Annotated in this window: 12 protein-coding genes; 6 read left to right on the top strand and 6 right to left on the bottom strand. The window is 73.1% G+C overall.

The annotated features are described in order from the left end of the window. Positions 1–150: 150 nt before the first annotated feature. The gene (locus ACQPZG_RS30375) at positions 151–963 is read right to left on the bottom strand and encodes a crotonase/enoyl-CoA hydratase family protein (RefSeq protein WP_433548886.1); all 813 of its coding nucleotides are present in this window, start codon (positions 961–963) and stop codon (positions 151–153) included. 219 nt (positions 964–1,182) lie between these two features. Here ACQPZG_RS30375 and ACQPZG_RS30370 point away from each other — a divergent pair, with 219 nt between their 5' ends. Beyond that, the gene (locus tag ACQPZG_RS30370; protein ID WP_433548885.1) at positions 1,183–2,799 is read left to right on the top strand and encodes an acyl-CoA synthetase; all 1,617 of its coding nucleotides are present in this window, start codon (positions 1,183–1,185) and stop codon (positions 2,797–2,799) included. 100 nt (positions 2,800–2,899) lie between these two features. Here the strand turns inward: ACQPZG_RS30370 and ACQPZG_RS30365 are convergent, their stop codons facing one another. Then, the gene (locus tag ACQPZG_RS30365) at positions 2,900–3,325 is read right to left on the bottom strand and encodes an SRPBCC family protein (RefSeq protein ID WP_433548884.1); all 426 of its coding nucleotides are present in this window, start codon (positions 3,323–3,325) and stop codon (positions 2,900–2,902) included. A gap of 95 nt (positions 3,326–3,420) precedes the next feature. Here ACQPZG_RS30365 and ACQPZG_RS30360 point away from each other — a divergent pair, with 95 nt between their 5' ends. Both ACQPZG_RS30360 and ACQPZG_RS30355 read left to right on the top strand, forming a co-directional pair. Then, positions 3,421–4,944 carry an ATP-dependent DNA ligase gene (locus ACQPZG_RS30360; RefSeq protein ID WP_433548883.1) on the top strand — a complete coding sequence of 508 codons (1,524 nt, stop codon included), beginning with the start codon at positions 3,421–3,423 and terminating at the stop codon, positions 4,942–4,944. Between the two features lie 4 nt (positions 4,945–4,948). Then, a complete protein-coding gene (locus ACQPZG_RS30355; RefSeq protein WP_433548882.1) occupies positions 4,949–5,476 on the top strand; it encodes a DUF4232 domain-containing protein in 528 nt (175 codons plus the stop codon). Here the strand turns inward: ACQPZG_RS30355 and ACQPZG_RS30350 are convergent. After that, positions 5,427–6,410, bottom strand: coding sequence for a ketopantoate reductase family protein (locus tag ACQPZG_RS30350; RefSeq protein WP_433548881.1), 984 nt, complete (start codon positions 6,408–6,410; stop codon positions 5,427–5,429). The two genes, ACQPZG_RS30355 and ACQPZG_RS30350, sit on opposite strands and share 50 nt — an antisense overlap. Positions 6,411–6,511: 101 nt before the next feature. Between ACQPZG_RS30350 and ACQPZG_RS30345 the strand changes: the two genes are divergently transcribed. Next, positions 6,512–6,718 (top strand): DUF4236 domain-containing protein, encoded by a 207-nt coding sequence (locus ACQPZG_RS30345; RefSeq protein WP_433548880.1) that lies wholly within the window; start codon positions 6,512–6,514, stop codon positions 6,716–6,718. Between the two features lie 42 nt (positions 6,719–6,760). Here the strand turns inward: ACQPZG_RS30345 and ACQPZG_RS30340 are convergent, their stop codons facing one another. The 3 genes from ACQPZG_RS30340 to ACQPZG_RS30330 form a co-directional block, all read right to left on the bottom strand. Further along, entirely contained in the window at positions 6,761–7,138 is a 378-nt protein-coding gene (locus ACQPZG_RS30340; RefSeq protein ID WP_433548879.1) for a DoxX family protein, read from the bottom strand. Between the two features lie 130 nt (positions 7,139–7,268). After that, the gene (locus ACQPZG_RS30335; protein ID WP_433548878.1) at positions 7,269–8,660 is read right to left on the bottom strand and encodes an alpha/beta fold hydrolase; all 1,392 of its coding nucleotides are present in this window, start codon (positions 8,658–8,660) and stop codon (positions 7,269–7,271) included. Positions 8,661–8,894: 234 nt separating this feature from the next. Then, entirely contained in the window at positions 8,895–9,356 is a 462-nt protein-coding gene (locus tag ACQPZG_RS30330) for a hypothetical protein (protein WP_433548877.1), read from the bottom strand. Between the two features lie 241 nt (positions 9,357–9,597). Here ACQPZG_RS30330 and paaK point away from each other — a divergent pair, with 241 nt between their 5' ends. After that, on the top strand, positions 9,598–10,884 hold the full coding sequence (gene paaK / locus ACQPZG_RS30325; RefSeq protein ID WP_433548876.1) for a phenylacetate--CoA ligase PaaK: 1,287 nt from the start codon (positions 9,598–9,600) through the stop codon (positions 10,882–10,884). 120 nt (positions 10,885–11,004) lie between these two features. Further along, positions 11,005–13,395, top strand: a complete 2,391-nt coding sequence (locus ACQPZG_RS30320) for a penicillin acylase family protein (protein WP_433548875.1) — start codon at positions 11,005–11,007, stop codon at positions 13,393–13,395. Positions 13,396–13,501: the final 106 nt, after the last annotated feature.

The raw sequence follows: 13,501 nt of genomic DNA, 5'->3' as shown, positions 1-13,501 counted from the left end.
AGGGTCGGACGGGGTCGGCACGGGGTCGGACGGGGTGGACGCGGTGGGCGCGGGGCCGGACGGGGTGGGCACGGGGTCTCCGTTTCGGTTGCGGTCGGATGAGGTGGGGCGGCGGGGCGACGCGGCGGGGCGGTCGGCTGCCCGCCCGGCCTACTTCCGCCGGTACACCGCCCTGCGCTTCTCCGCGAACGCCCGCGCCCCCTCCGCCGCGTCCTGGGTCGCGAAGACCGGCCACCCCCGTTTCAGCTCCGCCGCCAGTCCCTCCTCCTCCCCCATGTCCGCCGTCTCGTAGACCGACGCCTTCACCGCCTCCACGGCCAACGGGCCGCAGGAGTTGATCCGTTCGGCGAGGGAGAGGGCTTCCTCCAGGGCGGTGCCGTCCGGCACGACGTGTCCGATCAGCCCGATGGCGTACGCCTCCTCGGCCCCGTACTCCCGCCCCGTCAGCAGCATCTCCAGGGCGTGCGTCCGCGCGATCTGCCTCGGCAGGCGCACGGTGGACCCGCCGATGGGGAACAGTCCGCGCCGCACCTCGAAGAGACCGAACGTGGCGGACGCCCCCGCCACCCTGATGTCGGTGCCCTGGAGGATCTCCGTGCCGCCCGCCACACAGTGCCCCTCGACGGCCGCGATCACCGGTTTGCGGGGCCTGTGGTGGCGGAGCATGGCCTTCCAGTGCAGGTCGGGGTCGGCCCGCAGGCGCGCGCGGTACTCGTCGTCCGCATCCCCGCCCATGCTCCGCGTACCGGCCAGTGCCTTGAGGTCCATGCCCGCGCAGAAGCAGCCGCCCGCGCCGGTCAGTACGATCGAGCGGACCGCTTCGTCCGCGTCGGCGTCCAGCCAGCCGTCGTAGAGGCCGACCAGCATCGGCAGCGTCAGCGCGTTCTTCGCCCCGGGCCTGTTCAGGATCAGTACCGCAGTGGCGCCCTCGCGCCGCACGGTGAGGTGTTCCGTACCGGACATGACCGTCGTCCTCCCGTCGCCGGAACTGCCGCCGGACGTGGAACAGGGTGCAGGAGTCCTCCGGGCACTTCAAGGGCTTTCTGACAGGCCATCAGATTTTCTGGCGAACACCCTTCCCACTTGGCGCGGCCTTTGCTGTGATGACGGCACATCGACCACCGCAGCGCCAACTCGGCTGCGTCCGAACCGGGTTCAGCCATACGGGGTTCAGGAGGAACGGTGGAGTTCAACCTTGCCGACCTGTTCGAGTCGGTCGTCGACGTGGTCCCGGACCGCGAGGCGCTCACCTACGTCGACCGCCCCGGCACGGGCGCCGTCCGCCGGCTCGGCTACGCGGAACTGGACGGGGCCGCCAACCGCATCGCCCACCACCTGACGGACGCGGGACTGAAGCCGGGCGAGCACGTGGGCCTGCACCTCTACAACGGCGTCGAGTACCTCCAGACCGTACTGGCCTGCCTGAAGGCGCGCGTCGTGCCGGTCAACGTCAACTACCGCTATGTGGAAGAGGAGTTGGCCTACCTCTTCCGGGACGCGGACCTGGCGGCGCTCGTCTTCGACGCCGAGTTCACCGGGCGGGTGGCCACGGCGCGACCGCGCGCCGGAAAGCTGCGGCACCTGCTGCGGGTGGGCACGCCGCCGCCGGACGCCCCGGCGCTGCGCTGCGTGGAGTTCGTGGACGCCGAGGCGTGCGCGTCCGCGGCGCGGGGCTTTCCCGCACGCTCCGGCGACGACCTGTTCATCATCTACACCGGAGGCACGACCGGCTTGCCGAAGGGCGTGATGTGGCGGCAGGAGGATCTGTTCTTCGCGGGCCTGTTCGGCGGTGATCCGACGGGCACTCCGGTGGGGCGGCCCGAGGAGCTGGCCGAGCGGGTCGCGGCGGGCGGGGCCGGGCTCTCCTTCTTCCCCGCTCCCCCGTTGATGCACGGCACGTCGACGCTGACCTCGTTCATCGCTTTCCACTACGGTCAGCGGGTGGTGATCCACCGCAAGTACGTGCCCGAGGAAGTGCTGCGGACGATCGAGCGTGAGCGGGTCTCCAGCGTGTCCCTGGTCGGCGACGCGATGCTGCGGCCCCTGGTCGACGCGCTGCACGGTCCGATGAAGGGCACCGACCTGTCCTCGCTGCTCAGCGTCTCCTCGTCCGGAGCGATGTTGTCGGAGACGGTGCGCGACCAGTTCCAGGAGCTGGTGCCGCACGTGCTGCTGCTGAACAACTTCGGTTCCTCGGAGTCGGGTTCCAACGGGCGCGCGACCGACGACTCGGGCGCCGAGAAGGGCTTCCGGCTGGAGGTCAACGAGCGCACCGAGGTCGTCGATCCGGCGACGTGCGCACCGGTGGCGGCGGGCCGGACCGGCCGCCTCGCCCAGCGCGGTCACGTACCCCTCGGCTACTACAACGACCCGGCGAAGACCGCGGAGACCTTCTTCCAGCGGGACGGCGAGCGCTGGGTGCTGCTCGGCGACATGGCGACCGTCGACGAACAGGGCATCGTCACCGTCCTGGGACGCGGCTCGCAGTGCATCAACACGGGCGGCGAGAAGGTCTACCCGGAGGAGGTGGAACAGGCGCTGAAGTCGCATCCGCGGGTGTACGACGTGCTGGTGACCGGGGTGCCCGACGCGCGGTGGGGCAACCGGGTGGCCGCCGTGGTGCAGGCCCGCGAGGGCGGCGCCGCACCGGATCTGGCCGAGCTCCAGGAGCACTGCCGGGCCCGGCTCGCCGGATACAAGATTCCCCGGCAGCTGGTGCTGACGGACCGGATCCGGCGTTCGCCGAGCGGCAAGGCGGACTACCGCTGGGCGAGTGCGGCGGCCGCCGAGCGGCCCTGACCGGCAGCGCTCGTGGTGGAGGGCCGCGGTACCACCCGTCCGGAGGTCTCCGGGGCCCGCCGAGACTCCTTCCCGGCGGGCAGTCGGCCCGCCCCGGCCCTCACCGGTCCTTCAGCAGGGCCCGCATCGCCCTGCGGAACACGGCCCTGCCCGCCCGCCCGAGCAGCGGGTCGCAGAACCGCGGCAGTCCCCGGACCCGCAGGTCCTCGGTCCACCCGACGTACGCACCGCCGCCGGGCGCCTCCCGGACGTCGATCTCCGCCCACCCCGTGACCACCCGCCCGTGCTTCTCCAGTCGGCAGTGGTGCGGCGGCTGCCAGTCGACCACTTCCATCGGGTCGTCGAAGCCGAACCGTCCCAGCCGGGTGCGGGCCACGAAAACGGTGCCGCGCCCGGTCGGCGGCGGGGTGGTGACGGTGATACGGGTGAGGGGCACCTGGGCGGCGTGCCGCTCCCAGTCGGTGAGTCGGCGCCAGGCCTCGGCGGGGGCGAGGGGCGTGCGGGCTGCGATGCGGAAGAGGGCCACGGGGTGACTGTACGAAGCGCGGGCCGCCGTACGGAACCGGGACACGGCCTTGTCAGGACATGCCGGGACGGGGCATGCGTTGCAGGATGGAACGCATGCTGCTGGAGACCCTGGCCCGGGTGTCGCGGGACGTCGCCGCGACCTCCGCCCGCTCGAAGAAGACGGCCCTGCTCGCGGAGCTCTTCCGGGCAGCCGCCCCCGAGGACGTCCCGATCGTCGTCCCGTACCTCTCCGGACGCCTCCCGCAGGGCCGGATCGGCATCGGCTGGAACCTGCTGCGCGAGCCCGTCGCTCCGGCCGCGGAGCCGACCCTCACCGTGGCCGACGTCGACGCCGCGCTCACCGCGTTCGCGGCGGTGGCCGGGCGCGGGGCGCAGAGCGAGCGGGCCCGGCTGGTACGGGAGCTGATGGCCGGCGCGACCGAGCAGGAGCAGCGTTTCCTGACCGGGCTGCTCACCGGCGAGGTACGGCAGGGAGCACTGGACGCGCTCGCCGCGGAGGGACTGGCCGCAGCGGCGGGGGCCGACCCCGCCCAGGTGCGGCGGGCGGTGATGCTCGGCGGTTCGCTGACCACGGTCGGGCAGGCACTGCTGGCCGGGGGGCCCGAGGCGCTCGCGGGGTTCACGCTCCAGGTGGGGCGGGCGGTGCCGCCGATGCTGGCGAGCCCCGGCAAGACCCTCGACGAAGCACTCGCCAAACTGGTCCCGTGCGCGGTCGAGGAGAAGCTGGACGGCATCCGCGTGCAGGTGCACCGGCATGGGGACGAGGTACGGGTCTTCACCCGCACCCTGGAGGACGTCACCGACCGCATCCCCGAACTCGTCGACACGGCGAAGGAGTTGAACGGCGACCGGTTCGTCCTGGACGGCGAGGTGATCGCCTTCGGCGGGGACGGACGGCCGCTGCCGTTCCAGGACGTGGCGGGCCGGGTCGGGTCCCGGCTCGACGTGGCGGCGGCCCGGGAGGCACTGCCGCTGTCGCCGGTGTTCTTCGACGTACTGGCCGCCGACGGCGAGGTGACCCTCGACCTGCCCTACCGGGAGCGGCGGGCACGGCTGGAGCGGCTGGCGCCCGGCTCGCTGTGCGTGCGCCGCGCCGAGGAGGGCGACGAGGCGGGGTTCCTGGCGCGGACCCTGGAGCGTGGCCACGAGGGTGTCGTACTGAAGGCGCTGGACGCCCCCTACCAGACCGGGCGGCGCGGCGCCTCCTGGCTGAAGGTGAAGCCGGTGCACACCCTGGACCTGGTGGTTCTCGCCGCCGAATGGGGGCACGGGCGGCGGACCGGCAAGCTGTCGAACCTGCATCTGGGGGCGCGCCGCCCCGACGGCTCCTTCGCCATGCTCGGCAAGACGTTCAAGGGGCTCACCGACGCGATGCTGGCGTGGCAGACGGAGCGGCTGAGTGCGCTGCAGGTGTCCGAGGAGGGGTACGTGGTGCACGTGCGGCCGGAGCTGGTCGTGGAGATCGCCTTCGACGGCGTGCAGCGCTCCACCCGCTACCCGGAGGGGGTCACGCTGCGCTTCGCGCGGGTGGTGCGCTACCGGGAGGACAAGCGCGCGTCGGACGCGGACACGGTCGCCGACGTACTGGCGTCAGGTCCGGTACGGGCGGACGATTGACGGCATGCACACGAACCGACGCCTCTGCGCCGCGGCCTCCGTCGCCGCCCTCCTGCTCACCGCCTCGACCGCGGCGGCCACGAACGCCGCCGCCGGGACCCGTCACGCCGCCGCCCCCGTTCCTGGCCCCGGCCCGGCCCCCGCTTGCAAGGAGAAGGACCTGACCCTCAAGGTCACTGCCGCGCCGACCCCCGACGTCCTCGCCCTGCGCTTCACCAACAACGGTGCACGCCCCTGCACCGTGGACCGCATCCCGACGGTCACCTTCGGCAACCTCGACGGGGCGGCCCGCCCCCTCCCGCCGGTCGGCAGCGCGCCGTACACCGTCGGCGCCAAGGCGTCCGCGCACGCCACGGTCCGCACCGTCCTCGCCCCGCCGAGCCCGGCCGACGTGCGGGTGGTCCGTGACATCGTGGTGGCCGCGGATCCGGCGCACCGCGGCCGGCAGATCACGGCGTCGACGCTCGGCCTGCCCGCCGGCATCAGGGTGTACGACCCGGTGACCTCCCTGTGGCAGCCCGCGGCGCGCTGAGCGCGTTCTGACGTCGCCTCACCTGGCCCTCCGCCACGCGCAGTCGCAGGGTCGCGAGGTCGAGCAGCGGGGTGCTCGCACCCAGCGTGCGCGCCCTGGCCGTCAGGTCCCCGAAGAGGTGCTCGGCCTCGGAGTGCACACCCGCCAGCACGTCCCGGTACAGCGAGGTGGTGAGCGGTGAGCCGTCCTCGGTGACGAGCGCCGCGGTGGCGGCCCGCTGTTCCGCCGGGAGCGGATGACCGGACGCGTCGGCGACCGCCGCGGCCTCGGCCAGTACGGCCGGCCCGAGCCGCTCCCCGCCCGGCTCGGCGACGACCTCGCCGACGGTGCCGTGCCCGAGCAGGTTCACGGAGCTGACCGTCACGATGAGCGCCCACTTGGCCCACATCGCCCCGAGCACGTCCGCCGACACCTCGGTTTCCATGCCCGGCACCCCGTCGAGCAGGGCGCCGATACGGTCGGCGCGGGGCGTGGAACCCCCGTCGGTCTCCCCGAGGATCAGCGTAGCCGGCGGGGCCAGCCGGACGATGTCGCCCTCGTCGTCGAGCGTCGTGAGGACCTTGGCGACCCCGCCGAACACTCGCCCCGCTCCGAAGCGCCCGGTGAGCACGTCGAGGTGCGCGAGCCCGTTGAGGACGGGCACGATCACGGTGTCCCGGCCGACGGCCGGCGCGAGGTCGTCGAGCGCGGGGCCCAGCGCGGTGGCCTTCACGGTCAGCAGCACGAGGTCGTAGGCGCCGTCGAGCCGGTCGGCCGTGACCCACCGCGGGTCCAGCACCTCCTCCGTACCGAGCCCGGTGATCCGCAGGCCCCTGCGCCGCAGCACCTCGGCCCGCCGCGGCCGTACCAGGAAAGTGACGTCCCGCCCGGCCAGGGCGAGACGCGCGCCGAAGTAACCGCCGGTCGCTCCGGCGCCGACCACCAGGATTCTCATGCGGGTTGAGCCCTTCTCTCGGCCGGGAGGCGCATACACCCCCCGTGCATCGGAAACCCGAACGGCATCGGAATCCGCCTCACGGAGTCAGGACGCAGACGATGCCGCTCACTTTCCGCAAGAGCTTCCGGATCCTGCCGGGCGTACGGCTGAACATCAATCGACGGTCGTGGTCGATCACCACGGGAGGCAACGGCAACGGACCCCGTCACACCCGCAGCAGCACCGGCCGCCGCACCACGTCGATGGACCTTCCGGGGCCGTTCGGCTGGCGGAGGACGACGACGAAGCGGCGACGCGGCCACTGAGCCGGGTCCGGCCACGGTGAGGGGCCGGCCCGCGGCCGGGATTCAGCGGGCCGCGTTCCGTGCCACCTTCACCGCCCACAGCACCAGCGGGACCTGGAGCGGGATCCGTGCGTAGGCGCCGGCACGCAGAGCGGCGGGCTTCTCCCGCCAGTCGTGCGCCATCTTGAGGTGCGCGGGAAGGATCGCCGCGAAGTACCCGGCGGCGGCGAGCCCGCCCGCCTTCCGGGTCTGCGGTACGGCGACGGCGGCGGCGAGCAACAGCTCGACCACGCCACTGGCGTGCGTCCAGGTGCGCTGCCGGCCGGGCAGGAACTCCGGGACCATGCCGTCGAAAAGCCGGGGAACCGCGACGTGGGCGGCTCCGGCTCCGGCGAGCAGGCCGACGAGCAGGCGGGCGGAACGATCGTCGTCAGGGGTCAACTGGGGCCTCCGGGGCGGTGGTTGGGTCGTGCGGTGCAGGCTGCGGTCAGCCGCGCGCGTGCGTGGCCCGCGTACTGCGGGGCGGGAGTGGGTGGTGCGCACGCGGGAGTCATGTGTTCGGGCTTGCGGGTCACGGGATGCCGAAGGCCCTCAGCTCCGCCAGGAACCTGTCGGGGGCGTCCTGATGGATGAGGTGTCCCACGGGGATCGTCACCAGGCGGCCGGCGGGGACCAGCTCGGCCAGCAGTCGCAGGTTCTCCTCCGACACGAAACTCGCCGGGCCGCCCGACAGGACCAGGGTCGGGGCGGTGATCGCGCCCAACCGTGCGGCCCACGCCGGGTCGGGACGGTTGAGGTCCTCGTCGGTCGGCGGGATGAGGTCCCAGTCGAAGCCGAGGGTGCGCAGTTCCTCCGGGGCCGGACGCTCCTGCGGAAGGCGCGGCGGACGTAGCGGAAAGGGCGGCGGCGGGTCCTCCAGGACGAGCCTCGCCACCCTGCCGGGTTGCGCCTGGGCGGCCAGGTAGGCGGCTCCTCCGCCCATCGAGTGGCCGATCAGCTCGACCCGTTGGAGGCCGATGGCGTCGAGGAACTCAAGGACGTCCCGGGCGAGTCGGGCGTATCCGTATTCCCCGCGCCAGTCGCTCAGGCCGTGCCCCCGGAGGTCCGGTGCGTACACCCGGCGGGAGGCGGCCAGGCTTTCGGCGATGTGCGCCCAGTCGGTGCTGCTGCCTCCGCGTCCGTGCAGGAGGACCACGGGTGGGGCGGCGGGGTCGCCCCAGGTGCGGTAGGCGAGCCGGGTGCCGTCCGGCAGGCGCACGCCGTGCACCTGGGGGTCGAGGAAGACCGCGACCGTACGGGTGAAGCCGCCGGGGTCGTCGAGCGGGCGGAGGTGGCCGCCGCCCGCCCGGACGGCTGCCTCGCCGCGTGGGAGGAGGGCGGCGATCCCGGCCGCTCCGGCCGACGCGTCGTCGGGCTCGTCGGGCTCGTCGGCGAGGACGAGGGCGGGGGCGTCGAGCGAGGCGAGTGCGTCGCGCACCTCGCGCGGTGCGGTCCCGGCGCAGTCGGTGCCCGGGGCCGTGTGGCCTGCGAGGAGACGCGACACCGCGTCAGTTCGCGTACTCACGTCCCGGACGTCCGCCTTCCCCCCGGTGGCGACGATCAGCGTGAGGCTGCGGATCCGCCGCGGGTGGACGGCGGCGTACCGGAGGGCGAGTTCGACTTCCGTCGCACGGGCGAGGACGTCGACGCGCTCCAGGCCGAGGTGGACGCGGAGCGACTCGACGTCGGCGACCCGCCGACGGCAGTCACAGGCCGCCGGGTCGGCGGGTGCCTCGGGGTCGTCGGTGCCGCGCGGATCGAGGAGGACGAGCCGCCGGTGGGCGGAGAGGCCCTCCAGTTCCCCGAGGTCCGCACCGCCGCCCCTGGTACTGGCGGCGAGGCAGATCAGTGGTTCCCCCTCCCCCACCGAACGGTAGGCACGTCGCGTTCCGTCGGGGGCGGCGAAGATCGGCATGGGGTTCATCCAAACAGGTGAACGCTGTGTGCGCACGCGTGCGTTGCACATCCGACGGGCCGTGCTTCCCCGGCGGGCGCCCGCGGGTGAGCGGCGACGCCGTGCCGCCTCCGAAAGCGGAGCCCGCGACGCCGCGAGCACACGCCGCCGGGCCGAGGACGCCCGGGACCCGACGTCGCCAGCCGGTCCCGGCCCGCCGAGCGCCGCCCCGCACGCGGAGGCACGGCGGCGCGTCGTGCGGGTCTACAGCTCCTCGCCGCTCTCGTTCGCGGCCCGCACCGCCGCGACGCCCGTCGGAGTCCAGGCACCGCCCGGGGCGATGTACCCCTTGCTCAGCCATCTGTCGAACTGCTGGAGCGCGGTCACCGGGTCGTCCGCGTATTCGATCTTGTTCGGGTTCCACCAGCCGGTCTTCTTCAGCCGGTCGAGTTCCTTGCTCGCCGCGGTCGGGTCCCCCGTGAGTTCGACGGTGGGCCTTTCGGTGCCCTGCGGGGCCGTCGTGGGCCGGGCGGCGGGCGCGGACGGGGTGGGCGGGGGTGCGGGCGCGGTGGGGGTGGCGGTCACGGTGACGGTCGGCGCGGGGGCGGTGACCGTCGTGGTGGCGGCGGGGGCCGGGCTCCCGTTCCCGCCGCAGGCGGCCAGTGCCGCCGGGGCGGTCACCGCGAGCATCACGACCAGGGCTGTCCTGCGGACTCGACGCTGCATCTCTGACGTCCTCGCTTTCGCTCCGGTGCTTCTGCGGTCAACCCTGCCGTGATCGACCGGTACTGCGCATTTTGCGGTGTTTCGCCTTGGTGGGGCGGTGGGCACACCCGCGAGACCACGACTCGCGGGTCCTCGGCCTCTTGTCAGGACCCGTTCGGGGCTGCGTTACTGACCGGGTCGGGTGGCTACCGAATGGTCGGTCGCCACTTGTGGACGTGCGTGACGGACGGGAGAGTGACCCATGACGGCCCTGCTCGACGCGGCGGAACGGCTCGGCCGCGAGGAACTCCAGGTGCTTCAACTGGAGCGGCTGCGGAGCACCCTGCGGCACGCGTACGCGAACGTGCCGTTCTACCGGGCGGCCTTCGACACGGCGGGCCTGTCCCCCGACGACTGCCGCACGCTCGCCGACCTCGCCCGCTTTCCGTTCACCACCAAGGCCGACCTGCGGGAGAACTACCCGTTCGGGATGTTCGCGGTGCCGCGGGAGGACATCCGCCGCATCCACGCCTCCAGCGGCACCACGGGCCGCCCGACCGTCGTCGGCTATACGGAGAACGACCTGTCGACGTGGGCCGACGTGGTGGCCCGCTCGATCCGCGCGGCCGGCGGCCGTCCGGGCCACGTGGTCCATGTGGCCTACGGGTACGGCCTGTTCACCGGCGGGCTCGGCGCGCACTACGGCGCGGAGCGGCTCGGCTGCACGGTCGTCCCGGCGTCCGGCGGGATGACCGTACGCCAGGTCCAGTTGATCCAGGACTTCCGGCCCGAGATCATCATGGTCACCCCGACGTACATGCTGACCCTGCTGGACGAGTTCGAGCGGCAGGGCGTCGACCCGCGCTCCACCTCCCTCACGGTGGGGATCTTCGGTGCGGAGCCGTGGACGCAGGAGATGCGACGCGAGATCGAGGAGCGCTTCGCGATCGACGCCGTCGACATGTACGGCCTGTCGGAGGTGATCGGCCCCGGGGTGGCGCAGGAATGCGTGGAGACCAAGGACGGGCTGCACATCTGGGAGGACCACTTCTTCCCGGAGGTCGTCGACCCGCTGACCGGCGAGGTGCTGCCGGAGGGCGAGGAGGGCGAGCTGGTCCTCACCTCGCTCACCAAGGAGGCGATGCCGGTGATCCGCTACCGGACGCGGGACCTGACGCGGCTGCTGCCCGGCACGGCGCGCGCCTTTCGCAGGATGGAGCGCGTGACCGGACGCAGCGACGACCTGGTCATCCTGCGCGGGGTGAACCTCTTCCCCACGCAGATCGAGGAGATCGTGCTGCGCACACCGGCGCTGGCCCCGCACTTCCAGCTGCTGCTGACCCGCGAGGGCCGGAGGGACACGCTGACGGTACGGGCCGAGGCGCGCGCCGGAACCGGTGCGGAGCAGCGCCGGGCCGCCGCCCGGGACGTCGCGGCGGCGGTCAAGGACGGCATCGGGGTGTCGGTCGGGGTGGAGGTGGTGGATCCGGAGACGCTGGAGCGGTCGGTGGGCAAGTTCCGACGGATCGTGGACCGGCGGGCCGGCTGAGCGGGGCCGCCTTCCGCCCGGGGATATTGACAGGTACCCGACGGGGATGACTGAGTGGCCGGTGTTAACGTCGGCCCACGCTCACAACTGTGCTGTTGTGACGCCCTGTTGGGAGGCACGTTGTCCCTCCGCCCCCGGACGAGATCGCTCGCCGTCACCACCGTCGTCCTGCTCACCGCCGCCGGGACGCTCGCGCCCGCCGCCTCCGCCGTTCCCGGCGGGCAGGCCGCCCGCCCCTCCGGCGGCGGCCTCTCCGCGCTCGTCCGGTACACCGAGTACGGCATCCCGCACATCCTGGCCAAGGACTACGCCAACCTGGGCTTCGGCACCGGCTGGGCGCAGGCGAACGACCAGGTGTGCACCCTGGCCGAGGGCTTCGCGACCGTGCGCGCCGAACGCTCCCGCCACTTCGGCGCCGAGGGGGCACCGGACGGCTCCCTGTCGTCGGCCTCCACCAACCTGGCCAGCGACCTCTACTTCCAGGGCGTGCGGGACAGCGGCACCGTCGCGAAGGTGGTGGCCGGGCCCGCCCCCGCCGGGCCGAGCAGGCAGGTCAGGGAGCTGATGCGCGGCTGGACGGCCGGTTACAACGCCTGGCTGAAGCAGAACGAGGTGACCGACCCGGCCTGCAAGGGCGCCCCGTGGGTGCGACCGGTGAGCCTCGACGACGTCCACACCCGGAACTACGCCCTGTCGGTCCTCGGCGGACAGGGGCGCGCCGTGGACGGCATCACCGGCGCCCGGCCCCCCGCGAAAGTACCGGCGCGGACCTCGGGCACCGCCCGGGGCACGGCCGATCCCGGCGAGGCGGCCAGGGAGCTCTTCGACACCTCGGACGCGACCATGGGTTCCAACGCCGTCGCCTTCAGCGGGAGTACGACGGCGAACCGGCGCGGCCTGCTGCTCGGCAACCCGCACTACCCGTGGACCGGCGGCCGCCGTTTCTGGCAGTCCCAGCAGACCATCCCCGGCGAACTCAACGTGTCGGGCGGCTCGCTCCTCGGCTCGGCGACCGTCTCCATCGGCCACACCCCGCACGTCGCCTGGAGTCATACCGTCGCCACCGGCGTCCCCATGAACCTGCACCAGCTGACCCTCGATCCGTCGGACCCCACGGTCTACCTCGTCGACGGCGCCCGGGAACGCATGACGAAGCGGACGGTGACGGTGCCCGTCAAGGGCGGCCGGGCGGTCACCCGTACCCAGTGGTGGAGCCGGTACGGGCCGGTCGTCACGGGGCTCGGCGCGCAGCTGCCGCTCCCCTGGACGGCCACGGCTGCGTACGCGCTCAACGACCCGAACGCGACGAACATGCGGGCGGCCGACACCGCGCTCGGTTTCAGCAAGGCGCGCGACGTCGCCGGGATACGGGACGCGTTGCGCCGCACCCAGGGGCTGCCGTGGGTGAACACGATCGCCTCCGACTCCTCGGGCGGCTCGCTGTTCACCCAGTCGCAGGTGCTCCCCCGGATCACCGACGACCTGGCGCAGCGCTGCTCGACCCCACTGGGCAGGATCACCTATCCCGCGTCGGGGATGGCGGTCCTGGACGGTTCACGGGGCGACTGCGCGCCCGGCCGTGACAAGGACGCGGTGGAAGCGGGGATCTTCGGCCCGTCGAAGATGCCCACGCTGACCGATGCCCCGTACGCGGTGAACTCCAACGACAGCGCCTGGCTGGCCAACGCGGACCGGCCGCTCACCGGGTACGAGCGGGTCTTCGGCAACGTCGGCACACCGCGCTCGCTGCGTACACGCGGCGGAGTCGAGGACGTCGCGGCGATGGCGGAGAGGGGACGGCTGACGGTGGCCGACCTGCAGAAGCAGCAGTTCGCGAACCGCGTCCCCGCAGCCGACCTGGTGCTCCCGGACCTGCTGAAGGTCTGCTCGGGGCCCCACCTCGCCGAGGCATGCGCCGTGTTGCGCACCTGGGACCGGAGGATGGACACCGGAAGCCGGGGCGCGCTGCTCTTCGACCGGTTCTGGCGGAAACTGGTCGTGGCCGTTCCGGCGGACCGGCGGTGGAGGGTCGCCTTCGACCCGGCCGATCCGGTGCGCACCCCGCGCGCCCTCGACACCGGCGATCCGGGCGTCGCCTCGTCGCTGGCCGCCGCCGTGGCGGAGCTGACCGCGGCCGGCATCGCCCTGGACGCGCCGCTGGGCGAGAGCCAGTTCGTGGTACGCAACGGCCGGCGCGTCCCGCTCCACGGCGGCAGCGAGTCCCTCGGCGTCTGGAACAAGATCGAGCCGGTGTGGAACGCGGCGGGCGGCGGCTACGACGACGTGACCACGGGCAGCAGCTACCTCCAGGCGGTGGGCTGGAACGGCTCCCGCTGTCCGGTGGCCAGGACCCTGCTGACGTACGGCCAGTCCTCGAATCCGAACTCGCCGTACTTCAGCGACCAGACCGAGCTGTATTCCGGCGAGAAGTGGGTGACCTCGCGGTTCTGCGAAGGGGACATCCTGACCTCGCCGAAGCTGAAGGTGGTGTGGGCACGGGAACGGCGCTGACCGGATTCCGCCTCCCCTGCACCACTAACAAGATCGTTAAGCGGCTCCGGGCGCCAATTCACCACTTCGGTGGTGATCGCCCGGGGCCGGGGTCACATCGGGGCGC

Origin of the sequence: Streptomyces sp. CA-294286, assembly GCF_050947155.1 — a bacterium.
Lineage (GTDB): Bacteria > Actinomycetota > Actinomycetes > Streptomycetales > Streptomycetaceae > Streptomyces.
The sequence above is the reverse complement of the archived record's forward strand: the minus strand, read 5'-3'. Positions and strand labels throughout refer to the sequence as shown.